Genomic DNA, 25222 nt, shown 5'->3' with positions numbered 1-25222 from the left:
CGGCGCCGCCTGCCGTGGCGCTGCTGTGGCTGCAGCGCCACACCGCACTGCGCTTCAACGGCACCGGCGGCGGGCTGCCCGCAGCATGCACGCCGCGGCTCGCATAATGGGCCATGCCCAGCACCCTCGACGCCCTTCCCGCCGCCTTCGCCCCCGCCACGCGCACGTGGTTCAGCGGCGCGTTCCCCGCTGCAACGCCAGCGCAGGTAGACGCCTGGGCGGCGATCAGCCAGGGGCAGCACACGCTGGTCATCGCGCCCACCGGTTCGGGCAAGACGCTGGCCGCGTTCCTGCATGCCATCGACCAGTTGTTCACCGAACGCGACCAGCAGGCGCGCACTGGCCTGCTGCCACAGCGTGGGACCACCCGCGTGCTGTACATCTCTCCGATCAAGGCACTGGGGGCGGACGTGCAACGCAACCTGCAGGTGCCGCTGCAGGGCGTGCGTGCCGAGCGCGCGCGGCGCGGCGATCCGGACGTGGACCTGTCGGTGGCGATACGCAGCGGTGACACCACCGCGTCCGAGCGCGCGCGGCTGGCGCGGCGACCACCGGACATCCTGATCACCACGCCGGAATCGCTGTTCCTGATGCTCACCTCCAACGTGCGCGACACGCTGGGCCACGTGCATACGGTGATCATCGATGAAATCCATGCGGTGGCCGGCAGCAAGCGCGGCACGCACCTGGCACTCAGCCTGGAGCGGCTGCAGAACCTGCTGCAGGCCCCTGCACAAAGAATCGGGCTGTCGGCCACGGTGCGCCCGGTGGACGAGGTGGCGCGCTTCCTTGGTGGCGGCCGTGCGGTCAGCGTGGTGCAGCCACCGTCTTCGCGCCAGCTGGCGATGCGCATCGTGGTGCCGGTGGAGGACATGGCCGACCTGCCTACGCAGGGGGCGGGTTCCGGCGCGGGCGAGTCGTCCACGCGGGTGGGTTCAATCTGGCCCCATGTCGAGGCCAGCATCCTCGAAGAGGTACTGCGCTGGCGCTCCACCATCGTGTTCGCCAATTCGCGCGGCGTGGCGGAAAAGCTGACCGCGCGGCTCAACGCACTGTATGCCGAACGCCTGGAGACCGATGCGGGCGGCGGGTCGCCGGGCCAGCGCGATGCCACGGCGTTCGGTTCGTTCAATGGCGGCACTGCCGGGCGCTCCACTGGTGCCGAGCCGCTGCTGGCGCGCTCGCATCACGGCTCGGTCAGCAAGGAACAGCGGCGCGAGATCGAAGAAGCGCTCAAGTCCGGCGCACTGCGCTGCGTGGTCGCTACCTCCAGCCTGGAACTGGGCATCGACATGGGACTGGTGGACCTGGTGATCCAGGTCGCCGCGCCACCTTCGGTGGCCAGTGCGTTGCAGCGGGTCGGGCGCGCCGGCCACCAGGTGGGGGGCATCTCCACCGGCTTCGTCTACCCGCGCACCCGGCGTGACCTGATCGATGCCGCGGTGATCGTCGACAGCATGCTGGCCGGTCGCATCGAAGCGCTGGATCCACCGCGCAATCCGTTGGACGTGCTGGCCCAGCAGACCGTGGCCGCAGTGGCGATGGACGCGCTGGACGTGGAGGACTGGTACGCCTGCGTACGCCGCGCCGCACCCTACCGCGAGCTGCCACGCAGTGCCTTCGATGCGGTGCTGGACATGCTGGCCGGACGCTATCCCTCGGATGATTTCGCCGGATTCCGACCGCGCCTGGTATGGAACCGCGACAGCGGAAAACTCACCGCGCGCCCCGGTGCGCGCCAGCTGGCGGTGACCAGTGGTGGCACCATCCCAGACCGTGGCATGTTCAGCGTGGTGCTGCCGGAAGGCGAGGAGCGCGCCGGCTCGCGCCGGGTCGGCGAGCTGGACGAAGAGATGGTGCACGAGTCGCGGGTGAACGATGTGATCACCCTCGGCGCCACCTCGTGGCGGGTGGAACAGATCACCCATGACCAGGTGATCGTCACTCCGGCACCGGGTCGCTCGGCACGGTTGCCGTTCTGGCGCGGCGAAAATGCCGGCCGTCCGGCCGAACTCGGCGCGGCCATCGGCGCGTTCCTGGCTGACCTGGATGGCGCGGCGACGGCCGAGGGCGCCGTTCCAGAGGCAGTGGCCGCACGGCTTCAGGCCAGCGGCCTGGATGGACGCGCCATCACCAACATCCTCGGCCTGCTCGGTGAGCAGCGGCAGGCGACCGGCGTGCTGCCGACGGACCGGCAACTGGTGGTTGAACGCTGCCGCGATGAACTGGGCGACTGGCGGGTGATGCTGCATTCGCCGTATGGCCGCCGCGTGCATGATCCGTGGGCGCTGGCGATCGCAGAGCGGATCCGCGAACGCTGGCACGTCGATCCTTCCGTGGTATCCAGTGAGGACGGCATCATGGCGCGCATTCCGGACAGCAGCGGGCACCTGCCGGGTGCAGATCTGTTTCTGTTCGAGCCCGAACCGCTGCGGCGCCAGGTAACCGCTGCGGTCGGCAGCTCGGCGCTGTTCGCTGCCCGCTTCCGCGAATGTGCTTCGCGCGCGTTGCTGTTGCCACGGCGCACGCCAGGACGCCGCTCGCCGCTGTGGCAGCAGCGTCTGCGCGCGGGCCAGTTGCTGGACGTGGCGAGCGCCTATCCGGATTTCCCGATCCTGATCGAAACCGCACGCGAGTGCCTGCAGGATGTCTACGACCTCGATGCGCTGGGCGGGCTGATGCAACGCCTGGAGGCCGGCCAGGTGCAGATCGCCGAGGTGACCACCGCAGTGCCATCGCCGTTCGCGGCCAACCTGCTGTTCGGCTACGTCGCCGAGTTCATGTACGGCACCGATGTCCCGCTGGCCGAGCGTCGCGCCTCGATCCTGTCCTTGGACAGTGGCCTGCTGGCTGACCTGCTGGGCCAGGTGGATATAGGCGAGCTGTTGGATGCTGGCGTCGTCGAGCGCGTGGTGGACGAGCTGCAGCGGCTTGCGTCGGATCGGCGTGCCGCGGGCAAGGAGGGCGTTGCCGACCTGCTGCGCGAGCTGGGTCCGTTGTCTGTGGCCGAGCTTGCCGTGCGGTTGCATGATGCCGATGGTGACGTGCGCGCGCACCTGGCGGCGCTGCAGGAAGAGCAACGCATCATCGCCGTCGCGCTGGCAGGGGAAGCACGCTGGGCGGCGATCGAAGATGCCGGCCGGTTGCGCGATGCACTGGGAATCGCGCTTCCCGGACGGATTCCCGCGGTGTTCCTGCTGCCGTCGCCGGATCCGCTGGGCGATCTGCTCGCCCGGTTCGCGCGCACGCGTGGTCCGTTCACCACGGCCGATGTCGCCGCCCGGTTCGGGCTGGGTGTGGCGGTGGCCGACAACGCACTGGCACGCCTGGCTGAGCAGGGCAAGCTGCTCAGCGGCCAGTTCGGCACCACGCCGTCCGCGCACGGCACGCCCCTGGCGCGCCACGAATGGATGGCCGAGGCGGTGTTCCGCCGACTGCGCGTGCGCTCGCTGCACGCGGCACGCGAAGCCACCCGACCGGTGCCGGGAACCGCGTATGTGCGCATGTTGCTGGAACGCCACGCGTTGCTGGGATCGGCGGCCGGGCATGCCGCACTGGGTTCGGCTGTGCAGGTCATCGGCACGCTGGAAGGCAGCGAAGGCGTGCTGCGGGTGGTGGAACAACTGGCCGGCGTGCCGCTGCCGGTCTCTGCCTGGGAGAACCAGGTCCTGCCGGCGCGTGTACGGGATTATGCGCCTGCGTTGCTGGACCAGCTGCTGGCCACCGGCAGCGTGCTGTGGTGTGGGCACGGCACGCTGGGCGAGGACGATGGGCTGGTGTCGCTGCATCTGCAGCAGGGGGCTGCGCAGACGCTGCCGGTGATCAGCGAAGGCGCGGTGTCGCCGCTGCAGGCGGTGATCCTGTCGGTGCTGGCAGACGGCGGTGGATTCTTTGCACGGCAGCTTGCGACGAGCATCCATGCCCGGATACAGGCGGCGGAGCACCTCGCAGCAGGCATCGATCTGTCGCCGGAATCATTGCATGCCGCACTGTGGGGGCTTGCCTGGCAAGGCCGCGTGGCAACGGATATCTGGGCGCCGCTGCGGGCGCTGTCAATGGCCCGCGCGCCATCCCGCGCACGCGCATCGCACGCGTCGCGGCGCCGACGCGGGTTCATGGGCGTACCGATGGACGATGCAGTGCCTGCCGCCGGGGTGCCGTCATCCGGCCCGGCGACCTACGACGCGCCGTCGTTGGCCGGCCGCTGGTCGCTGCTGCAGCGGGATGCTGCCAGTGACACCGTGCGTGCGGTCGCACTGGCCGAGGCGTTGCTGGATCGCCACGGCGTGGTGACCCGCGGCGCTGCGGTGGCAGAAGGCATCGCCGGCGGATTCCCTGCGTTGCAGCAGGTCTACCGGGGCATGGAGGATGCCGGCCGGGTGCTGCGTGGACGCTTCGTGGAAGGACTGGGCGGTGCGCAGTTCGCCGAACGCTCCAGCGTCGACCGGTTGCGCGATATCGCCGATGACACCACGCCTGACGCATCCGCAACGGCCATCGGCCTGTCGGCGGTGGACCCTGCCAATGCCTACGGCACGGTGCTGGCGTGGCCGGCGCATGTGGCCCGGCAGCGGCCGGTGCGCCGGTCCGGCGCGTTGGTGGTGCTGGCAGGCGGTGCGTTGCGGATATACCTGGCGCAGGGCGGACGTTCCCTGCTGCTGTATTTCGACGGCGAGGATCCCGCTCACGCCGATCTGCTGGCGGCCTCGGCCTGCGCGCTGGCCGCGGCGCTGCGACGGGGCCGGCGCCAGTCGTTCACCCTGGACCGGATCAACGATGCGGAAATCGGTCGCGGCCCGGTTACCGAGGCACTGCGTACGGCGGGCTTCCGCAATGCACCGCGCGGGCTGAGCTGGGAGGGCTGAGCTTGCCGGCAGCAGCGCGTCTGGTGACAGTGCTCATCGCCGCGGGCGCACCGAAACATGCAGATGGTCGGCCACGTGCCAGCGCCATGGGAAGTCCATGGCCCGGCTGATGCCGATACGCGGGCCCACCACCGGATCGCGCGGCGGCGCGGTGCCATCATCGGCCAGCACGATGCCGCGGTCGGCACCGACCAGATCGGCACCGTCCATCGCGCCGGTGATGCCGAAGGCCTGCGAGAGTTTCCCCGGGCCACTGGCGAGATCGCGGTCGCGCTTCGCCTTGGTCCGGGCCTGGCGCATCGCGTCCAGGCCCAGCAGGGGCTCGGCAGCGCGCAGCAAAACGCCCACGCCCTCGCCGACCTCGCCGCAGACCGCGTTGCTGCCCCAGTGCATGCCATAGGTGAAGTACACGTACAGATGCCCCGGCTCGCCGAACATGGTGGCGTTGCGCGCGGTCATGCCTCGGTAGGAGTGCGCCGCCGGGTCTTCGCTGCCCGCATAGGCTTCCACCTCGACGATGCGCGCGGCGCGGCCATCCGCGCGCAGCAGCACTTTGTTCAACAGCTCCGGAGCCACCATCGTGGGATGGCGGCGATAGAACGCGCGGGGCAGGACCGACCACTGCGGGGGAAGAAGATCGAGCATGCCAACAGGCTGCACCGACAGCGGTGTGCACCAAGTCAAAGCGGCGCCTGCACGGCGCAGGCATGCGCACTTCGCTTGTTGCTAACGGTCGCGGGGAGACGCTGCGGGCAGGCGTTGGGAGGACAGGCAGTGGCAACCGAGGTGCGCGTGGGATGTGCGGGGTGGTCGATACCGGGGCGCTACCGGACAGCGTTCGAGGACGATGGCAGTGCACTGGAGCGTTACGCTTCGCGTCTGTCGGTGGCCGAAATCAATTCCTCGTTCTATCGCGCGCACCAGCCGGCAACCTATGCGCGCTGGGCGGCAGCGGTGCCGGCGCATTTCCGGTTCACCGTGAAAATGCCACGCGCCATCTCGCATGAGCTGCGGCTGTGCGGCACGGGTGCCTTGCTGGACCGGTTCCTGGATGAAAGCGGCCACCTGGGCAACCGTCTCGGCGGGCTGCTGCTCCAATTGCCGCCGTCACTGGCCTTCGATGCGCGCGTGGCCGCCACGTTCTTTGCGATGCTGCGCCGGCGTACTGCCGTGCCCGTGGCGTGCGAGCCCCGCCACGCAGGCTGGTTCGATGAGGCGGCGGAGGCATTGATGGATCGCCATGGCATCGCGCGTGTCGCAGCGGATCCGCCGCGCAAGGATGCAGGCGCCACGCCCGCTGGAGCGACGTGTTGGCGCTACTGGCGCTGGCATGGCTGCCCGCGGACCTATTACAGCGACTATGACGAGCAGGCACTGCATCGGCTGGCGGCAGAGGTGCGTGTGGCATCCACCGAGGGGCACCCATCCTGGGTGATCTTCGACAACACCGCGCACGGCTTCGCCACGGCCAACGCGTTGCGCCTGCAGGCGCTGCTGGAGCCCGCCGATGCCTGAAGGTCCTTCCATCGTCATCCTGCGCGAAGCCGCAGCGCGTTTCCGCAACCACACGGTGCGCGTGGCTTCCGGCAACAGCAGCCTCGACCTTGCCCGCATGCAGGGCCGACGCGTGGTGTCCGTGCGCAGCTGGGGCAAGCATTTCCTGCTGGAGTTCGGTGGCTTCAGCCTGCGCGCCCACCTGCTGATGTTCGGCACGTGGCGCATCGACGAAAGGAAGCCGACGACCGCGCGTGCCTCGCTGGCCTTCGATAACGGCGAGCTCAATCTCTACACCTGCTCTTTGAAGTACATCGAAGGTCCACTCGACGATGCCTACGACTGGCGCGCGGACGTGATGAATCCCGCGTGGGATCCCAGGCTGGCGCGGCGCAAGCTGAAAGCACGGCCGGACACGCTGATATGCGATGCCTTGCTGGACCAGGACATCTTTGCCGGGGTGGGCAACATCATCAAGAACGAGGTGCTGTTCCGCACGCGCGTGCATCCGGCTGCGACCATCGCCAGCATCCCGCCGCGAAAGCTGGGGCAGGTGATCACCCAGGCACGCGAGTACAGCTTCGACTTCCTGGCCTGGAAGAAGGCGTACGAGCTCAAGAAGCATTGGCAGGTACATACCCGCCGGACGTGCCCCCGCTGTGGCGGACCGGTGTCCAAGCAGTACCTGGGGACCACCCGGCGCCGCACGTTCTTCTGCCCGGTCTGCCAGCCGCTGCCATGAACGTGCGGATCGACGGCCAATGGTTCACCTATGTGTTTCCCTGCGCGTGGGAGGACTACTGCAAGATAGGCTTCTCGCGCGATCCGCTCGGACGCATCGGTGCGCTGCACCGGCGATGGTTCGAATTCTTCGACCTGGAGAATGGGTGGCTGGTGGAATCGGAAACCCAGCGTGATGCGCGTGACCTGGAACTGGAACTGCGCGGTCCGCTGAAGCTGCATCGTTCGCCTGCACCGTTGACCGTGCAGCAGAAGGCGGGCGGGAAGACCGAATGGGTCCGTGGCGCCAGCCAGGGACTGGACGCTGCCGTGCGCGGGCTGGCAGCGCGCGGCCATCATGTGTATCCGCTGCGTGCCTGGTTGCAGGCGATGCTGCTGCAGCGTGTTGACCGGCTGTACGCGTGGTCTGCCGCGCAGCTGCCTGAAGAGGACGATCTCCGCCATGGGCGCATCGAGGTGGAAGCGGCGCTGCGCGACGCGCTCGATGCTTATACCGCATTGGGCATTGACCCGTGCCCCTGGTTGCCGGAGCACGTGGCAAGCTGGTACGCCGGGGGTGGCCCACGTCGCTTCTGACTACGCGGCGCGCCAGTCACGCGGACATACGCTGACATTCTTCGCCCTTCCTGCAGCGCAGGCTGTGACCTTCTCCGCAGACCCGTATCGCTGCGCAGGGTGAACGAAGCACGGCGTGCCACGTTGAGGCTCCTTGCAGCAAGGAGTCGACGTGGAAAATTCTTTCATCGGGCTGCGTGTTCTGGCCGGCCTGGGTCTCGCCGCGGCAGCGCAAGGTGCGCTCGCACAGGGTGTCACCGGTGACTGGGGCGGCCGTCGCCCGGCATGGCAGGACAATGGCATCACGCTGGATCTCGGCTACACCGTGGAAGCGGCGCGCAACACCTCCGGCGGCCAGCGCCGCACCAGTGCCCATGCGGGCCAGCTGTCCGCAAGCGCACGCTTGGATCTGGATCGGTTGTGGGGCTGGTCCGGCACCCGTGCCCAGCTTTCCCTGAGCCTGCGCGACGGAGACAGCGTCACCGCCCGGGCCGGCCTGGGCAGCCTGATGGCAAGCCAGGAAATCCATGGGCGTGGCCACATCCCGCGGCTGGGCAGCCTGTGGCTGGGGCGGCAGTCCGCCGATGGCCGCTTCGATGCAAAGGCGGGCCGGCTTGCGGTGGGGGAGGACTTCAACATGCTCGACTGCGTTGCCATGAACCTGGCGCTGTGCGGTGGCCAGGTGGCGCTGTTCGGGGGCGACTACTGGTTCAATTCGCCGCTCAGCCAATGGGGCGCGGTGGTCACCTACCGGCCGCTGCCCGCGGTCTACCTGCGCGCGGCTGCGTACCAGATCAACCCCCGCTATGCCGATGAACGTGGGGGTGGCCTGCGCTTGGCACCGGCCGGCACGGTCGGCACCCTCACACCGCTGGAACTGGGCTGGGAGCCGTCATTCGAGGGGCGCAGGGGTCGGTATGCGGTGGGTGGCTGGTACAGCAGTGCGCCGCGTGCGGACGCGGTGCAGCCGCTCCCGATCCATGCGGGCGGCGGCATGGCGTTGCTGCGCACCGGTGCCTACGGCGGATGGGCCAGCGCGCAGCAGCAGCTGACCCACGGCAACGCAAGCAGCGAATCATCGGGATTGCGGGCCCAACTGGCCTTCGCACAGGGTGATCGCCGCACTGGCGAGATCGACCAGATGCTCAGCCTGCAGCTCGTCCACACCGGAACCATACGCTCGCGGCCGGATGACCGCATCGGCCTGGGGCTTGCCAGTACCCGGGTCAATCCACGCGTGGCCGACAGCCAGCGACAGCGCCACCATGGTCCGCCCGCAAGGCGCGAACAGGTCGTCGAGGTCTTCTACGGCTGGAAGCCCGCCGCCGGACTGGACCTGCAGCCCGGCGTCCAGTATGTGCGCCACCCCGGTGGGCTGGCATCGCGCAAGGATGCGGTGGTGGTAGGCATCAAGGCGGACGTGCGCTTCTGAGCCGTCTCAGCGTTCGCCGGTTTCATCATCCAGGCTGATGATGCCGCGGCGCAGGGCCATGGTGACCGCATGCGTGCGGTCACCGACGCCCAGCTTCTCCATGATGCTTTTCATGTGCGCTTTGACCGTCTGCTCGGAAATCTGCAGCTGCTCGCCTACGCGCCGGTTGGACATGCCGGCCGCTACGTGGACCAGCACTTCGGTTTCGCGCGGGGACAACCGGTCTTCCACAACGTGGGCCGCGATGCTGGCGGCCAGTTGAGCCGGAATGGCAGCGCGGCGACCGCCAGCGACGCTGCGGATGGTGTCGATCAGCTCATGCCGCAGCATGTCCTTGAGCAGGTAGGCACTGGCACCGGCCTGCAGCGCGCGTACCGCGCGGACATCGCCGCGGTACGTCGTCAACACGATGATGCGGGCCTTGGGATCCTGTGCACGGATGCGCATGATGGCTTCAACGCCATCGATGCCGGGCAGCTGCAGGTCCATCAGCACCACCTGCGGGTGCAGCCGCAGATAGCATTCCACCGCCTGTTCGCCATCGGCGGCTTCGCCCACCAGATGCATGTCCGACTGGGTGGACAGCAGCGCGCCCAGGCCATCGCGCAGCAGCGGATGGTCGTCGACGATCAGCACGCCGATGGAATCGTTGGGGTTCATGCTGGAGGTTTCCTGTTGGGCAGCCAGCGTCGCCATGGCGAGGGGCGTTGCCGGTAGATGCGATTGGCGGGCACCGACAGCGCGATCTCGGTGCCCAGCCCGGGACGCGACCAGACGCGGAGTTCTCCGCCCAGTCGGCGTGCGCGCTCGCGCATGCCCTGCATGCCCCAGTGGCCGTCGGCGGCGCCGTGGGTGTCGGTCATGCCGCGGCCGTCATCGCGCACGTGCAGCAGCAGGCAACTGCACCCGTAGGCCAGTTCCACTTCGATCGCCCCGGCCTGGGCATGGTGCAGGGCGTTGCGGATCGCTTCGCGACCGATCAGGAAGACTTCTTCGGCCGCGTGGGCCTGCAACGGCGGTGCCGCCCCTTCGATGGTCAGCCGTAGTGGATTGACGCCTTGGCCGGCGAACTCTTCATGCACATGGGCCAAGGCGGTCACCAGGTCCTGGCCGGCAGCGGGGCCATCGCGCAGCGCCGCAACGCGTTCGCGGCCTTCGGCGAGGTTCTGTTCGGCCAGCTGCATGGCCGCCTCCAGGCTGCTGCGCACGGCGGGCGAGGCCTGGGCGGACTGGCTGATGGCATGCAGGCGCAGGATCAGGCCTTGGCTGCCCTGCAGCAGGGTGTCGTGCAGGTCGCGCGCGATCCGCTCGCGTTCGCCATGGCGCTCCTGCAAGCGGGCCCGCACCAGCGCGGCAAGCTGCCCACTGCGGATGCGCACGGCCATCACCAGCAAGGCCAGCACCGCCAGCACGCACAGCAGCTTGAACCACAGCGTCTGCATGAAGGTGGGGGCGATCTGGAACGTGCGTGCCGCCGGGGTGCTGCTCCAGACCCCATCTTCGTTGGCGGCCATCACCTCGAAGCGGTAGGTTCCGGGCATGAGGTTGGTGTAGTGCGCGCGGGTCTGGCCGCCCGCCTCCTGCCAGCTGCTGTCCACGCCGGACAGCTGGTAGCGGTAGCGGGTGCGCTCGGGTCGCGCCAGTGACAGCGCCACGTAGTCGATCTGCACCTGGTCGGTGCCGGCGGGAAGCCGCAGTCCGTCGCGCAGCAGCGCATGCTGCCCATCAAAGGAAACCTCGCCGATGCGCACGTCCGGCGCACGTTCGTTGCGATGGGGCAGGGTGGTGTCCAGCCACGCCAGGCCCTGGTTGGTCGCCAGCCACAGCAACCCATCATCGGCCAGCATCGCCGTGGCGGTGGGGCTGCTCTGCAGCGCGATGCCCGGCATGCCGTCGGCATCGTCGAACAGGCGCGGGGAGAGCGCGCGAGCGCTGCCTGCCGCCACCCGCAGCGCATCGGCATCGGTACGCAGCAGGCCGCGGCTGCCGTTCAACCAGCGCGTACCCGATGCTTCACCGGCGATGCCGGTAATGCCTTCCAGCACGCCGGGGATATCGGCCTGCAGCACGTGGAAGCGCGCGCCTTCCAATGCGGCAAGGCCTGACTCCCCGGCGACCAGCAGTTCCTCACCGCGTGCGTACACGGCGGTGACCGGACCGACATCCAGTCCCTGCGCCGGACCGTAGGCCCGTACCGAGCGGCCATCGAGCACGTGCAGCGTTCCATCGTCATGCCCGACCAGCACACGCCCGCGCTCGTCCACGCTGACCAGGCTGCAACTGCGTGCGGGCAGACGCGGATCATTGCGCCATCGACCGTCCTTGAAGTGCAGCGTGTAGGGGCCGGCACACGCCCACGCTTCGTCCTGCGTGGCGAAGAACACCGAATTGAAGGATTGCCCGGCGGTCCAGCTCGGCGCGGCGAACGCTACCGTCCGGCCAGCGGTACGTCGGTACAGCACGTCATCATGGAACAGCCACAGTGGAACAGCAGACTGCAGGCTGGCGCGCTGCATCGCCGCCGCGCCGGCGTGGACCAGGCTGCGTTGCAGGTCGAACATCCGCAGGTCGTCATCGTAGCCCTGCACCTGGCCGCCCGCGGTGCGGTACAGCGTCCGGTACGGCCCCGACGAACCGACATCCTGCAGCGCATGCACGCTGCGCGCACGGAACCGGTTCAGGCCCAGGTTGGTGCCGATCCAGATGTTGCCTTCGCGGTCTTCCAGCAGCGGCGAGGCCGAGGTCGACGTCAGTCCCTGCGCCACGTCGAAGTTTTCCAGCAGTGTGGGCTGGGTGCCGTCGAAGCTGAGCCGGAACACGCCGCCACTGCCGATGCGGGTGCCCCACAGGCTGCCATCGCGCGCGAACAGGATGCGATCGGCGCGCAGGTCGGCAAGGCGTCGGGATTCGCGTTGCGCGGGCGACAGCAGGGTGCCGTCGCGCGCCACCGGCAGGATGCCGCGTCGCCGGTCGGCCAGCCACAGGCTGCCATCGGCGCGCTCGGCCAGCACCGACTGCGGTGATGCCCCCACCTCGGTGGGCTCGAACTGCTTGGCGTCACGCCGAAGCCGCCACAGTGCGTTGCCCGCCAGCAGCCACAGCGTTCCCTGGTGGTCGCGCTGCAGCCAGTGCGCGGGCTGGGAAGGAACCTGCATCGCCGGCGTGGGCGGCTGCCACTGTTGGCCGTCGTACCAGCGCAGGCCGCCCTTGAGCGCCGCCCACAGCCGTCCACCGCCATCGCGCGCCATGCGCGGAACCGGGCCGTTGGGGACATCGCGCCCGGTATGGAAACTGCGCAGCCGGTCTGGTTGCAGATGGCTGATGCCGGCCTGGAAATAACCGATCCACAGGCTGTCGTCGTGATCCAGCAGCAACGACACCATGTTGGTGGACGGGAACTTGCTGCCCGGCGGCGCCGCGTCGCGCTCGAAGCGGTGGCCATCGAACCGGTAGAGCCCGGATCCGGTTGCCAGCAGCAGTGTGCCCTGGCGATCCTGCGCGATGTCCCAGACATCTCCCGGCGCGCCCTGGCCGACGCGCCAGGCGCTGTGCTGGAAGCCGGGCAGCCCGGCCTGCGCCTGCGGTGGCACCGGCAGCGCCGCACGCGCCGCCATCGGCACCGCGAGCCACAGCAACACCCCCTGCAGCAGGCAGGTGCACACGTGGCGCAGCAGCAGGGAAGGTGCAAGCGGCATGCTGCATTCTCGCAGGCCGGGGGCACTGGCGGCCTACCCGATCGGGGCAGGTGGGCCGGTGCTGGATCAGGTAACCATGCAGGCCTGTCCACGGGAGGGTGGAATGCAGCGTCTGTTCGTGATGTTTCCTGATCGTGCCCCGGGTATCGGCCTGCTGTGGATACGCCTGTGCCTGGCGGTTGCGATGTGCTGGCCCTGGCCGGTGGCCGCGTGGCAGCAATGGGGCGCGGCCTCGGCGGCGCTGCTGCTGGCCCTCGGCGGGCTGACCCCGCTGGCCGTGGCGTTGGCCACGCTGGTGTTGTGGACCGGTAAGGGCGGCGCGGCGCTGGTCCTGCTGCCTGCTTGCCTGTTGCTGCTCGGTCCCGGCGCCTACTCGCTGGATGCCTGTCTGTTCGGTCGGCGGGTGCTGCTGGCCGCCCGGCGGATGCCCCCCCCGAAAGAGTGAGCGTGCTGCCCACCCCGTCGGGGGTAGGGCCTCGGCGCGTCTGCCGCCACGCTATTCACTCCCCACCACGAGCACTGCCGATGGCCACCGACACCCCGTGCCGCGGCGCACCTTCGGCGATGCCTGGTCTGAATGCGGGGCAGGCGGCAGCGGTCCGCCGCGCGCAGGCGTTCATGGAGCAGAACCTCGGCCAGCCGATCGACGTGGTGCAGATCGCCGCCGCTGCGTGTGTCAGCCGCTTCCACCTCGCCCGCTTGTTCCGCAGTGCCACCGGGCTCAGCCCGACCGGATGGCTGCGCCAGCGTCGCATCGACCAGGCCCGCCACTGGTTGCGCGAAGGCTCGCAGCCGGTCGGCCGTATTGCCAGCGAACTGGCGTTCTTCGACCAGAGCCACTTCACCCGCAGTTTCCGCGCCGCCACCGGTTGCAGCCCGCGCCGTTACGCGCTGCACGCTGCGTCTCCTTACTGATTCCCTCCCACCCTCCCTGGAGCCAACCGCATGAACAAGGCCACCGCCGTCCCCGGCAACGCGCTGCTGTCCCCGACCGACCACGCGCTGGTGCTGATCGACCATCAGTCGCAGATGGCGTTTGCCACCCACACCATCGACATCTCCGCGCTGCGCAACAACGTCGCGTTGATCAGCAAGGGCGCCAAAGGCTTCAAGGTGCCGGTGGTGCTGACCACCGTGGCGGAGAAGTCGTTCTCCGGTCCGCTGTTCCCGGAACTGCCGGCGATCTTCCCGGGCCAGCCGGTGTTCGACCGCACTTCGATGAACGCCTGGGAAGACCAGGGCGTGATCGATGAGATCAACCGCATCGGCAAGCAGCGCCTGGTCATCGCCGGCCTGTGGACCAGCGTCTGCATCGTCGGCCCGACCCTGTCGGCGATCGAGCAGGGCTTCGAGATCTATGTCATCACCGACGCCTGCGGCGACGTGAGCGAGGAGGCGCATGAGCGCGCCGTCACCCGCATGGTGCAGGCCGGCGCGGTGCCGATCACCAGCGTGCAGTACCTGCTGGAGCTGCAGCGCGACTGGGCGCGCGGTGAAACCTACGACCTCACCACCGGCATCGCCCGCGAGCATGCAGGGGGCTATGGGGTGGGTATCCAGTACGCCAAGACCATGTTCGGCGCACAGGAAGGCGGTCACTGAGCATGGGCAGCAGCCATGCCCTGGACGTGGCGCTGCTGATGCTGCGCGTGGCGGTGGGAGGATTCCTGTTGCCACACGCGCTGGGCAAGTTGTTCGGCTGGTTCAACGGCCCGGGCCTTGCCGGCTTTGCCGGCGAGCTGCGTGGGTTCGGCCTGCCGGCCGCGGCACCGTTGCCGCTGCTGCTGGCGGGGGTACAGGTGCTGGCCGGGCTGTCGGTGCTGCTCGGCTGGCAGACCCACCTCGCCGCGCTGGTCGGCGCAGCGTTCATCGCGTTCACCGCGCTGCTGGCGCTGCCACGCGGGTGGTTCTGGATGCGCGGCGGCGTGGAGTACCCGGTGATGTGGACGCTGCTGCTGCTGTCGGTCGCGCTGGCTGGCGCCGGTACGTTCTCGCTTGATTCCTTCCTTGCTTCCCCTGGAGTGCCGTCATGAGCCCCGACCCCTCCCTGCCTGGCCGCCGCGAGGTGCTGCTGGGCGCTGGCGCGGCACTCGCGCTGGGCCTGGCCGGCCGCGGCCTGGCAGCGGCTTCTTCCCCCTCATCGCAGGAGCGTCGCATGAGCACCCTGGTCATCCGCAATGCCCGCATCACCACCCTCGACCCGGCGCAGCCGCACGCACAGGCACTGGCCGTGCAGGATGGGCGCATCGTCGCCGTCGGCAGCGACGAGGACATCATGCGCGGCTGGTCCGCTGAGGCAACGATCATCGATGCGCAGGGCCGCCGGCTGGTGCCCGGGCTCAATGACAGCCATACCCACTTGATCCGCGGTGGACTCAACTACAACCTGGAACTGCGCTGGGATGGCCTGCGGTCGCTGGCCGATGCGTTGGCCATGCTGAAAGTGCAGGTCGATCGCACGCCCGCACCGCAATGGGTGCGCGTGGTCGGTGGCTTCACCGCTGCCCAGTTCACCGAAAAGCGCCTGCCGACGCTGGAAGAAATCAACACCATCGCCCCGGATACGCCGGTGTTCCTGCTGCACCTGTACGACCGCGCGCTGCTCAACCGTGCTGCGCTGCGGGCCTGCGGCTATGACAAGAACACGCCGGATCCGCCCGGTGGCCAGATCGTGCGCGACAAACTGGGCAATCCCACCGGCCTGCTGCTGGCCAAGCCGAACGCGGTGATCCTGTACGCCACGCTGGCCAAGGGCCCCAGGCTGCCGATCGAGTACCAGGCCAATTCGACACGCCATTTCATGCGCGAGCTGAACCGGCTGGGGATCACCTCGGTGATCGATGCCGGCGGTGGCTTCCAGAACTATCCCGAGGATTACCAGGTCATCGAACAGCTGCACCGCGATGACCAGCTCAGCGTGCGCATCGCCTACAACCTGTTCACCCAGAACAAGGGCGGTGAAGTCGGTGACTTCCAGCGCTGGAGCGAGATGCTGCAACCACGCCAGGGCGACGACCTGCTGCGCCACAATGGCGCGGGCGAGATGCTGGTGTTCTCCGCGGCGGACTTCGAACTGTTCAACGAGCCACGCCCGGAGTTGCCGCCGGAACTGGAGCCGGAACTGCATGACGTGGTGCGGCTGCTGGTGGAAAAGCGTTGGCCGTTCCGCATCCATGCGACCTACGACGAAAGCATCTCGCGCATCCTGGACGTCTACGAGCAGGTCAACCGCGAGGTGCCGTTCGACGGCCTGCACTGGTTCATCGACCACGCCGAGACCATCACCCCGCGCAACATCGAGCGCATCCGCGCGATGGGTGGCGGGCTGGCGATCCAGCACCGCATGGCCTACCAGGGCGAGGCGTTCGTCGAGCGCTACGGCGTGCAGGCGGCACGCCACACGCCGCCGGTGAAGCGGATGCTGGCTGAAGGCGTCCCGGTGGGCGCCGGCACCGACGCCACGCGCGTGGCCAGCTACAACCCGTGGGTCGCGCTGTCGTGGCTGGTCACCGGCCGTACCGTGGGCGGGCTGGCACTGTATGGCGATGAGAACCTGCTGGAACGCGAACAGGCGCTGCGCCTGTGGACCCAGGGCAGCGCGTGGTTCTCTGGCGATGAAGACCACAAGGGCACGCTGAAGGCCGGCCAGCTGGCCGATTTCATCGTGCTTTCGGCCGATTACTTCCGCGTGGACGACAACCAGATCGCCGACATCACCAGTGTGCTGACCGTACTGGGCGGACGCATCGTGCACGCCGCCGAAGACTACGATGGGCTGGCACCGGTACTGCCGCCGGCGATGCCGGACTGGTCACCGGTCAACCGCTTCGGCGGCTACCACGTCGGCTGTACGGCGACCGGTCTGGCGATGGCGCATCACCATCACCATGGCGCGTCGTGTGCCACCCACGGCGCACACGGCCATGCGGCCCACCATGCGGCGCCTACCGGTGACCTGCAGGCGTTCTGGGGCGCCATGGGCTGCTCGTGCTTCGCGTTCTGACCCTCGCCGTGCTGGCGCTGCCTGCGCTGGCACAGGCGCGGGCGCAGGACGGCTGCGAGGCGGGTCATTGCAGCGCGCTGGGCAGCGGCGACCTGCAGTGGGACGCCTCGCTGCGGCTGCGTGGGATGTACTTCGACCCCACCCGCTTCGGCATTGGCGGCAGCGAAGATGGCTATGGCCTGCTGCGCGCGCTGGGATCGGCGATGTATCGCCGCGATGACTGGCAGGCGCGCCTGCAGCTGGGCGTGCATGCCGAACAGGGACGCGCCGGTGGGCCCGGTGGCACCGATCAAGGCGCGCTGGACGTGCAGCAGGCCTACTGGCGCTGGCAGGGACAGCACGCCTGGCTGCAGCTGGGCCGGCAGGAAGCCAGCTATGGCAGCTCGCGGTTGCTGTCGGTGCGCGATGGGCCGAACATCCGGCTGGCGTTCGATGGCGTGCGGTTGGGCTGGCGTGGCGGAGCCGGCCGGCTGGATCTGCTGGCGCTGCGCGCGGTGGACAACCGCCCCGGCGCCTTCGACGACCGCAGCGAGCCGGGTGCCCACCTGTGGGGCGCGTACGCGACCAGCGCAGCAAGGGCCGGCAGCGGCCAATGGGATGCCTACCTGCTGGATTACCAGCGCGACGGCGCACGTTTCGCCGACGGCAACGGGCGCGAACGGCGGCAGACGCTGGGTACGCGCTGGTTCGGCCAGGCCGATGCACTCGATTGGAACGTGGAAGCAGTGGCACAGCGGGGTCATCTGGACACCGCCACGCAGCGGCTGCACGTCCGTGCCTGGACGCTGGCCAGCGATACCGGCTGGCGCTGGCACCAGGCGCCGCTGCAACCACGGCTGGGGGTGAAGCTGGACATCGCCAGCGGTGACCGCGATGCAGGCGATGGGCGCCTGCAGACCTTCAATGCGCTGTACCCGAAGTCGTCCTATTTCAGCGAGGCCAGCCTGCTGGCGCCGGCCAACCTGCTCGACGTCCAGCCGACCCTGGACCTGCAGCTCAGCGAGCGCCTCAGCACGCAGCTTGGCGTGCAGCTGGCCTGGAAACAACAGCGCAGCGATGCGGTGTACACCACGCCGGCACCCCTGGTTCCGTTGCCCGGCAGTGCCGGTGGCGCGCGCCGCATCGGCACCCAGTACAAGGCCGAGACCCGCTGGCAGGCCAGCGAGGACTGGCTATGGCAATGGCAGCTGGCCTGGGTGGATGCCGGTCCGGCACTGCGCCAGGCCGGCGGCCGCAACACTCTTTTTGCCTCCATCGTAGGAGCGTGGCAATGGTAAACACCGCTTCCCCCGCTGCACCCGGCGCCTGGGCGCCGCTGCAGATCAGCATGTTCCGCGCGTTGTGGTTGGCCATCATGGGCAGCAACATCGGCACCTGGGTCAACGACGTGGCCGCGGCCTGGGTGATGGCCGAACGCACCGGCTCGCCGCTGATGGTCGCGCTGGTGCAATCGGCCACCACCGTGCCGATCGTGCTGCTGGCACTGGTGGCCGGCACCCTGGCCGACATCGTCGACCGTCGCCGCTACCTGCTGGCCACCCAGGGCTGGATGCTGGCGGTGGCCGGCACCATGGCCGTGCTGACCCACCTGGACATGCTCAGCCCGACCCTGCTGGTGGTACTCACCTTCTGCATGGGCTGCGGCGCGGCGATGGCGATGCCGGCGCAGGCGGCGATCGTGTCCGAACTGGTACCGCCGCCGATGCTGGCCTCGGCAGTGGCGCTGAACTCGATCGGCATCAACATCGCGCGTTCGCTGGGCCCGGCCATCGGCGGGGTGATCGTCGCCCAGCTGGGGGCCACGTGGGCGTTCGGGTTCAATGCGATCAGCTTCGCGGCCATGCTGGTGGTGCTGCTGCGCTGGCAGCGCGATCCGAAGGCCTCCAGCCTGCCGCCGGAAGGCTTCGGCGCCGGGCTGAAATCCGGCCTGCGCTATGCCAGCCGGGCCGGCCACCTGCAGGCGGTGCTGATCAAATCCGCAGGCTTCTTTTTCTTCGCCAGTGCGATGACCGCGCTGCTGCCGGTGGTGGTGCGCGGGCAGATGCAGGGCGGGGCAGGGCAGTACGGCATGTTGCTGGGCTGCGTGGGCATCGGCGCGGTCAGTGGTGCCCTGCTGCTGCCGAAACTGCGTGCGCGGCTGGACCGTGACCTGCTGGTGCTGCTGGCCACGCTGGCACTGGCGCTGAGCCTGGTCGGGCTGGCCCTGCTGCGCAGCTGGGTGCTGTTGCCGCTGGCGATGCTGGTCAATGGCTTTGCCTGGATCACCGTGCTGTCCTCGCTGCAGATCGCCGCGCAGACCGCGGTTCCGGCGTGGGTGCGGGCACGTGCGCTGGCGTTGTACATCATGGTGTTTTCGCTCGGCATGGCGGCCGGTGGACTGTGCTGGGGCGCACTCGCCCAGCGCAGCACGCCCACCCTGGCGCTGCTGGTGGCGGCCGTCGGTTCGGTGGTGGCGGGCCTGCTGGTATGGCGCGTGCGCATCTCTGGCACCGAAGAACTGGACCTGCGTCCGGCTGGCCACTGGCCTGCACCGGAACTGTCGGTGGCGGTGGCGCATGACCGCGGACCGGTGCTGGTGACGGTGGAATACCGCATCGATGCCGCCGATCGCGCGGCTTTCCATGCGTGCATGCGGCTGCTTGGCCGCGTGCGCCGCCGCGATGGCGCGGTGCTGTGGGGCGTGGCCGAAGATGTCGCCAGCCCCGGCGTGCACCTGGAGTATTTCGTCACCGCGTCGTGGCTGGAGCACCTGCGCCAGCACGAGCGCATCACCTCCGATGACAAGGCCGTACAGGAGCAGTTGCGTGCGTTGCACCGGGGCGAGCGGCACCCGGTGGTACGCCATTTCGTCGGCGGAAGTGATGCCTTGGAAGCCGCCGTGCCGCACACCCACAGTGACATCTGACCCACTGTTCCATCCACTTCGACAGGAGCCAACCACATGAGCCACTTCGTTACCGTCAAAGACGGCGCCCGCATCTTCTACAAGGACTGGGGCACCGGCCAGCCGATCGTATTCGCGCATGGCTGGCCGCTCAGCTCCGACGCCTGGGACCCGCAGATGCTGTTCATGGGCCAGAACGGCTTCCGCGTCATCGCCCACGACCGTCGCAGCCACGGACGTTCCAGCCAGACTTGGGACGGCAACAACATGGACACCTACGCCGACGACCTGGCCGCCGTGCTGGAGCAGGCCGAGGTCAAGGACGCGATCCTGGTCGGGCACTCCACCGGTGGTGGTGAAGTGGCGCATTACGTGGGTCGCCATGGCAGCAGCCGCGTGGCCAAGGTGGTGCTGGTCGGTGCGGTGCCGCCGCTGATGCTGCAGACCGCCGGCAACCCGGAAGGCACGCCGCTGGACGTCTTCGACGGCATCCGCAAGGGCACCGGGGGTGACCGCTCGCAGTTCTTCCAGGACCTGGCCACGCCGTTCTTCGGTGCCAACCGTGATGGCAACGCGGTCACCCAGGGCATGCGCGATTCGTTCTGGCTGCAGGGCATGCTGGGCGGTGTGAAGGGCCAGTACGACTGCGTGCGTGAGTTCTCTGAAGTGGACTACAGCGAAGACCTGAAGAAGATCGACGTGCCGACGCTGGTGATCCACGGCGACGACGATCAGATCGTGCCGATCAAGGCCGCTGCCGAGAAGTCGATCAAGCTGCTCGCCAACGGCACGCTGAAGGTCTACCCGGGTGCGCCGCATGGCCTGACCTCGACCCACGCCGATCAGTTCAACGCCGACCTGCTGGCCTTCGCCAGGGCCTGATCAGGCCCCACGCACGAGCGGTACATCGGAATGGCCGGAGCGTGCGAGCGCTTCGGCCAGTTCGTTTCCGGCGTTGCAGGATCGCGGTGAGGTACGCAATGACCGGGGTGCCGCGGCGAACCAGGCCACAGCCTGGAGCGTGCACTGTCATCGATGCGACTTGCGGCGCTGTTACAACGAGCAGCGTCCCGCGTGCAGCGCGGCACATTCCGGCAACAACGGGCTAAAGTCCGGCCAGCACGGGCCGATACCGATGCGTCATTCCGCCTCGGATCCTGTCATGCCGGCTGCCCCCCACATCCTGCGTTCCGCCTCCCTCCGCCTGCGCCGCCTTGCAGCACGCGCGCGGCCTTCCCTGCAGCACCTGGCCCGGCTCAGCGTGGCCGCCAAGATCAAGGCCAGCCTGCTGGTCTGTGGCCTGGGCCTGGTCACCATTGCCGCGATGTACGGCTGGACCAGCCACGGCAGCGAACGTGCCGCACAGAGCTTCGCGGTCTACCAGCAGGGCACCGGACTGGCCGCCACGCTGGCCGCCGACATCGCCGAAGCCAGGCGGCTGCAGACCCAGTATGCACGCAGTTTCGATGCCGCCGACCGCGATGCGCTGCAGGTTGCCCAGCAGCGGCTGCGGGCCACCTTGCAGCAGCTGCGGGCACTGCCGATGGACGCGACGCGTCGGCAGGCATTGGCCGAACTGACCACCCAGGCCGACGCGTTTGCTGAAGGCATCGCCGCGCTCAACGCGCGCGTGGATGAAATGGGACGTGGTGACGAAGCGATGTCGGCGCAGCTGGCGCAGGCGGCCGACGCGGTGCAGGCGGCGGTGGACGCAACGCAACGCCCGCTGCTGGCCCTGCATGTGCAGCGCATGCGCCGGCAGGAAAGCCTGCTGCTGCTGAGCGGCGACTCCCGGCATGCCGACCGCGCCAGCGAGGAGAAACTCCCGTTCGATCTCGCGCTGGCGGGCCTGCCGGACGATGCGCAGCAGCAGCTGCGCGATCTGATGGATACCTACCAGGGCGCCCTGCTGACCTACACCGCCGCCCGCATGGGGCTGGACGTGGAAGCGCAGTCGCTGGTGGATACGGCGGCCAGCATCACCCCCGCGCTGCAGGCCTTCCAACAGGCGCAGGCAGCCAGCCTGGAGCAGGCGCGCAGCCGCCAGCAGGCGCAGGCCACACGCCTCGGTGTGCTGTTCGCCGCCTCGCTGCTGGTGGTGGCCGTGGTGCTGATCGGCACGCTGTTGATGGTGCTGCATGCCGTGCGCCGACCGATCCAGGACACCCTGCGTTTCGCGCAGGACATCGCCGAGGACCGCCTGGATACCGTGTTGCGCGTGCATAACCCGCACGATGAAATCGGCCAGTTGGCGCAGCGGCTGGGCCACATGCAGCAGCAGCTGCGCGCACGCATCGAACACGAACGGGCGGTGGCGCAGGAGAACGCCCGTGCGCGGCAGGCACTGGACAGCGCCTCCACCGGCCTGATGGTGGTCAATCCGCAGGGCGAAGTGACCCATGCCAATCCGGCGTTGCTGCAGACCCTGGGTGCGGGCGGGAACGACGTGCTGGGCCGGCCTGCCCGACAGCTGCATCCGGCGCTGGCGCGGATCGACGGCAGCGGCCGACGCGAGTACGACATCCAGCACGCCGGCACCACCTGGCAGCTGGTGACCACGCCGATCTTCGAGGCCGGCCAGTCGCTCGGCGAGGTGGTGGAGTGGCGCAGCCGTGCGCTGGAAGTGCTGCTGGAAACCGAAGTCGGCGCGCTGGTGGATGCCGCCGCGCAGGGTGAGCTGGCCGGCCGCATTCCGCTGGAAGGAAAGCAGGGCTACGTGCATCGCCTGTCGGCCAGCATCAACCATCTGCTGGCGACCTTCGAACACAACCTCGGCGACCTGCAGGCACTGCTGGCGGCACTGGCGCGGGGCGACCTGCGCGTACGCATGGGGGGTGAACTGGAGGGGGTGTTCGCGCGCATGCGTGATGATGCCAACGCGACCGTGGACCAGCTGGCGGGCATCGTCGCGGGCATCCAGGACGCGGCGCGCTCGATCGGCGATGCGGCCGGTGAAATCAGCGCAGGCAATGCGGATCTTTCCATCCGTACCGAGTTGCAGGCGGCCAACCTGGAAGAGACCGCCGCCTCGATGCACGAGCTGACCGATACCGTATCGCGCAATGCCGACGCCGCCGGACAGGCCGACACCCTGGTACGCGCCAGCGCGGACGTGGCCACGCGCGGTGGTGAGGCGGTGGGGCGGGTGCAGCGTTCGATGCAGGACATCAGCGCATCGTCGCGACGCATCGGCGAGATCACCGCGCTGATCGACGGCATCGCCTTCCAGACCAACATCCTGGCGTTGAATGCCGCCGTCGAGGCGGCACGTGCCGGCGAACAGGGTCGCAGTTTCGCGGTGGTAGCCAGTGAAGTGCGCCTGCTGGCGCAGCGCAGCGCCGATGCGGCCAGGCAGATCAAGGGACTGATCGAGGACTCGGTGCAGCAGGTGGGACAGGGCACGCGTGCGGTCAGCCAGGCCGGTGCCACCATGGAAGAACTGCAGGCCAGCGTGCAGCAGGTGGCCGCGATCATGGCACAGATCCGCGATGCCTCGCTGGAGCAGCGCAATGGCATCGGCCAGGTCAACCAGACCATCGTGCAGATGGATGCCAGTACCCAGCAGAACGCGGCGATGGTGGAAGAGGCCACGGCCTCGGCGCGTGCACTGGAAGCACAGGCGGAGGTGCTGGCCGAGGCGGTGGCGGTGTTCCAGCTGCGCGGTGTCGGCGATGTGCGGTCGGCGCCCCTTTCCCCATCGGGAAAAAGGACGCCGGTCGTGGGCTGAGCCCGCCGTTGCGGATCGCCTAGATGAACATGCCGCCGGAAGCTTCCACGCGTTGGGCATTGATCCAGCGCGTGTCCGCCGACATCAGCGCGACCACGGCCGGGCCGATGTCATCGGGTTTGCCGGCGCGGCCGAGCGCGGTGGACGAGGCGACCATCGCATTGATGCCGGCATCGTCACGCACGCGGCCGCCGCCGAAATCGGTTTCGATCGCACCGGGCGCCAGCGTGTTGGCACTGATGCCCCGCGCGCCCAGTTCCTTGGCCAGGTAGCGGGTGAACACCTCGATGCCGCCCTTCATCATCGCGTAGGCCGAGCTGCCCGGCAGCGAAAAGCGCGCCAGCCCGCTGGACACGTTGAGGATGCGGCTGCCGTCGGCGAGCAGCGGCAGCAGCGCCTGGGTCAGGAAGTAGGGGCCTTTCAGGTGCACGTTGACCAGGTGGTCGAACGAGGCCGGGGTGGTGTCGGCGATCAGCGCGTAGTGGCCTTCGCCGGCATTGTTGACCAGGCCATCCAGGCGCTCACGGCCCCAGTCGGCAAGCTGGGCCTGCAGCCGTTCGACGAAGGCGGCGAACGAGGCGCTGTCAGCCACGTCCAGTGGCAACGCGGCAGCGCGTCGGCCCAGTGCTTCAACCTGCGCCACGACCTCGTCGGCGGCGGACGACTGGCTGCGGTAGGTCAATACGATGTCGGCGCCGTCGGAGGCCAGGGCGAGGGCGGCGTTGCGGCCGAGGCCACGGCTGCCACCGGTGATCAGCAGGGTGCGGGAAACGGACATGTCGAGCTCCAACGGGCGGGTAGGTGACCAGCCTATTGGGCTTGCGAGGGCGAATAAACTGCGTGATCCTGATATGACTGTTCAACAATGGCCGACAATCAATGGACAGCGTGTCGCAACTGCGTACCTTCCTGCATGTGGCCGAGCGTGGCTCCTTCACGCGCGCGGCAGAGAGCCTGGGGCTGCCAAAGGCCAGCGTGTCGCTGGCGGTACAGCGCCTGGAAGCGGCGCTGGGCACCCAGCTGCTGCACCGGACCACGCGCCGCGTGCAGCTGACGGCGGACGGTGAACAGCTTTTCCAGCGCGCCCGCGACCTGCTGGATGACATGGAGGACCTGCAGGGCATGTTCCGCCGCGATACCGCGCAGCTGCGCGGGCGGCTGCGGGTGGACATGTCCAGTGGGCTCGCACGGCACCTGATCCTGCCGCAGCTGCCGACCTTCCTGGAACAGCACCCAGGGCTGGAGATCGAACTCAGCGGCACCGATCGCCGTGTCGACCTGGTGCGCGAAGGCTTCGACTGCGTGCTGCGGGTCGGTGCGCTGGACGACAACACGCTGGTGGCGCGACCGCTGGGCAGCATGGACATGGTCAACTGTGCCAGCCCCGGTTACCTCGCCGCGCGTGGCACGCCGCTCACACTCCAGGCGCTGGGCGGACATCGCCTGGTGCACTACGTGAGCACGCTGGGGCAACGGCCCGCAGGGTTTGAATACCGCGATGGCGACCACTACCGGAGCCTGCCGATGGCCGGTGCGGTGACCGTCAACAGCGGCGATGGCTACACCGCCGCCGCGCTGGCCGGGCTGGGCATCATCCAGGTGCCACGGCTGGGCGTGCGCCAGGCGCTTGCCGATGGAACGCTGGTTGAAATCCTGCCGCAGCTGCCGTCCGAACCGATGCCGGTCACCCTGCTGTACGCGCAGCGCCGACACCTTCCCGCACGGGCGCGGGTGTTCATGGACTGGGTCGCCGCGCTGCTGCAACCGCACCTGCTGCCCCTGTAGTGTCGAGCTTGCTCGACAGCTGGGCGGTGTCGAGCAGGCTC

At 68.8% G+C, this 25222-nt stretch carries 19 protein-coding genes; 15 read left to right on the top strand and 4 right to left on the bottom strand.

Annotated features, from left to right (window positions below; all coding sequences use genetic code 11):
* The first annotated feature begins 113 nt into the window (after nucleotides 1-113).
* On the top strand, nucleotides 114-4865 hold the full coding sequence (locus H9654_RS05305) for an ATP-dependent helicase (protein WP_191769571.1): 4752 nt from the start codon (nucleotides 114-116) through the stop codon (nucleotides 4863-4865).
* Nucleotides 4866-4898: 33 nt separating this feature from the next.
* On the opposite strand, the gene H9654_RS05300 is transcribed toward H9654_RS05305, so the two are convergent.
* On the bottom strand, nucleotides 4899-5510 hold the full coding sequence (locus H9654_RS05300; RefSeq protein WP_191769569.1) for a DNA-3-methyladenine glycosylase: 612 nt from the start codon (nucleotides 5508-5510) through the stop codon (nucleotides 4899-4901).
* A gap of 114 nt (nucleotides 5511-5624) precedes the next feature.
* On the opposite strand from H9654_RS05300, the gene H9654_RS05295 reads away from it, so the two are divergent.
* The 4 genes from H9654_RS05295 to H9654_RS05280 all read left to right on the top strand — a co-directional run bounded on the left by H9654_RS05295 (nucleotide 5625) and on the right by H9654_RS05280 (nucleotide 9087).
* On the top strand, nucleotides 5625-6380 hold the full coding sequence (locus H9654_RS05295; protein WP_225211884.1) for a DUF72 domain-containing protein: 756 nt from the start codon (nucleotides 5625-5627) through the stop codon (nucleotides 6378-6380).
* Nucleotides 6373-7101, top strand: coding sequence for a DNA-formamidopyrimidine glycosylase family protein (locus H9654_RS05290; protein WP_191769565.1), 729 nt, complete (start codon nucleotides 6373-6375; stop codon nucleotides 7099-7101). The genes H9654_RS05295 and H9654_RS05290 overlap by 8 nt, the downstream gene beginning before the upstream one ends.
* Nucleotides 7098-7676, top strand: coding sequence for a GIY-YIG nuclease family protein (locus tag H9654_RS05285; protein WP_191769563.1), 579 nt, complete (start codon nucleotides 7098-7100; stop codon nucleotides 7674-7676). Before H9654_RS05290 ends, H9654_RS05285 begins: the two co-directional genes overlap by 4 nt.
* Nucleotides 7677-7827: 151 nt before the next feature.
* The gene (locus H9654_RS05280; protein ID WP_191769561.1) at nucleotides 7828-9087 is read left to right on the top strand and encodes a carbohydrate porin; all 1260 of its coding nucleotides are present in this window, start codon (nucleotides 7828-7830) and stop codon (nucleotides 9085-9087) included.
* Nucleotides 9088-9093: 6 nt separating this feature from the next.
* Here H9654_RS05280 and H9654_RS05275 read toward each other — a convergent pair whose 3' ends face one another.
* Both H9654_RS05275 and H9654_RS05270 read right to left on the bottom strand, forming a co-directional pair.
* Entirely contained in the window at nucleotides 9094-9747 is a 654-nt protein-coding gene (locus tag H9654_RS05275) for a response regulator (RefSeq protein WP_191769560.1), read from the bottom strand.
* A complete protein-coding gene (locus H9654_RS05270; protein WP_225211882.1) occupies nucleotides 9744-12782 on the bottom strand; it encodes a sensor histidine kinase in 3039 nt (1012 codons plus the stop codon). The genes H9654_RS05275 and H9654_RS05270 overlap by 4 nt, the downstream gene beginning before the upstream one ends.
* A 103-nt stretch (nucleotides 12783-12885) precedes the next feature.
* On the opposite strand from H9654_RS05270, the gene H9654_RS05265 reads away from it, so the two are divergent.
* From H9654_RS05265 to H9654_RS05225, 9 genes are all read left to right on the top strand, one after another.
* Nucleotides 12886-13227, top strand: a complete 342-nt coding sequence (locus tag H9654_RS05265; protein ID WP_191769558.1) for a hypothetical protein — start codon at nucleotides 12886-12888, stop codon at nucleotides 13225-13227.
* 80 nt (nucleotides 13228-13307) lie between these two features.
* On the top strand, nucleotides 13308-13697 hold the full coding sequence (locus H9654_RS05260) for a helix-turn-helix transcriptional regulator (protein WP_101116329.1): 390 nt from the start codon (nucleotides 13308-13310) through the stop codon (nucleotides 13695-13697).
* A gap of 30 nt (nucleotides 13698-13727) precedes the next feature.
* Nucleotides 13728-14384 (top strand): hydrolase, encoded by a 657-nt coding sequence (locus H9654_RS05255; RefSeq protein WP_191769557.1) that lies wholly within the window; start codon nucleotides 13728-13730, stop codon nucleotides 14382-14384.
* Nucleotides 14385-14386: 2 nt separating this feature from the next.
* A complete protein-coding gene (locus H9654_RS05250) occupies nucleotides 14387-14815 on the top strand; it encodes a DoxX family protein (protein ID WP_191769555.1) in 429 nt (142 codons plus the stop codon).
* 122 nt (nucleotides 14816-14937) lie between these two features.
* Nucleotides 14938-16785: an amidohydrolase gene (locus H9654_RS05245; RefSeq protein WP_191769644.1), complete on the top strand. Its 1848-nt coding sequence runs from the start codon at nucleotides 14938-14940 to the stop codon at nucleotides 16783-16785.
* The gene (locus H9654_RS05240; RefSeq protein ID WP_191769646.1) at nucleotides 16764-18062 is read left to right on the top strand and encodes an alginate export family protein; all 1299 of its coding nucleotides are present in this window, start codon (nucleotides 16764-16766) and stop codon (nucleotides 18060-18062) included. The genes H9654_RS05245 and H9654_RS05240 overlap by 22 nt, the downstream gene beginning before the upstream one ends.
* Nucleotides 18056-19690: an MFS transporter gene (locus tag H9654_RS05235; RefSeq protein WP_191769554.1), complete on the top strand. Its 1635-nt coding sequence runs from the start codon at nucleotides 18056-18058 to the stop codon at nucleotides 19688-19690. Before H9654_RS05240 ends, H9654_RS05235 begins: the two co-directional genes overlap by 7 nt.
* Nucleotides 19691-19726: 36 nt before the next feature.
* Entirely contained in the window at nucleotides 19727-20551 is an 825-nt protein-coding gene (locus tag H9654_RS05230) for an alpha/beta fold hydrolase (protein ID WP_101101395.1), read from the top strand.
* A gap of 280 nt (nucleotides 20552-20831) precedes the next feature.
* On the top strand, nucleotides 20832-23396 hold the full coding sequence (locus H9654_RS05225; protein ID WP_191769552.1) for a methyl-accepting chemotaxis protein: 2565 nt from the start codon (nucleotides 20832-20834) through the stop codon (nucleotides 23394-23396).
* Between the two features lie 19 nt (nucleotides 23397-23415).
* On the opposite strand, the gene H9654_RS05220 is transcribed toward H9654_RS05225, so the two are convergent.
* Complete coding sequence (locus H9654_RS05220; protein ID WP_191769550.1) at nucleotides 23416-24174, bottom strand: SDR family NAD(P)-dependent oxidoreductase; 759 nt, start codon at nucleotides 24172-24174, stop codon at nucleotides 23416-23418.
* Nucleotides 24175-24275: 101 nt separating this feature from the next.
* Here H9654_RS05220 and H9654_RS05215 point away from each other — a divergent pair, with 101 nt between their 5' ends.
* Nucleotides 24276-25181, top strand: coding sequence for a LysR family transcriptional regulator (locus tag H9654_RS05215; protein ID WP_191769548.1), 906 nt, complete (start codon nucleotides 24276-24278; stop codon nucleotides 25179-25181).
* Nucleotides 25182-25222: the final 41 nt, after the last annotated feature.

Source organism: Stenotrophomonas lacuserhaii (assembly GCF_014836545.1).
Lineage (GTDB): Bacteria > Pseudomonadota > Gammaproteobacteria > Xanthomonadales > Xanthomonadaceae > Stenotrophomonas > Stenotrophomonas lacuserhaii.
Note: the sequence above shows the minus strand (reverse complement) of the source record. Positions and strands in the feature narration are given on the sequence as shown.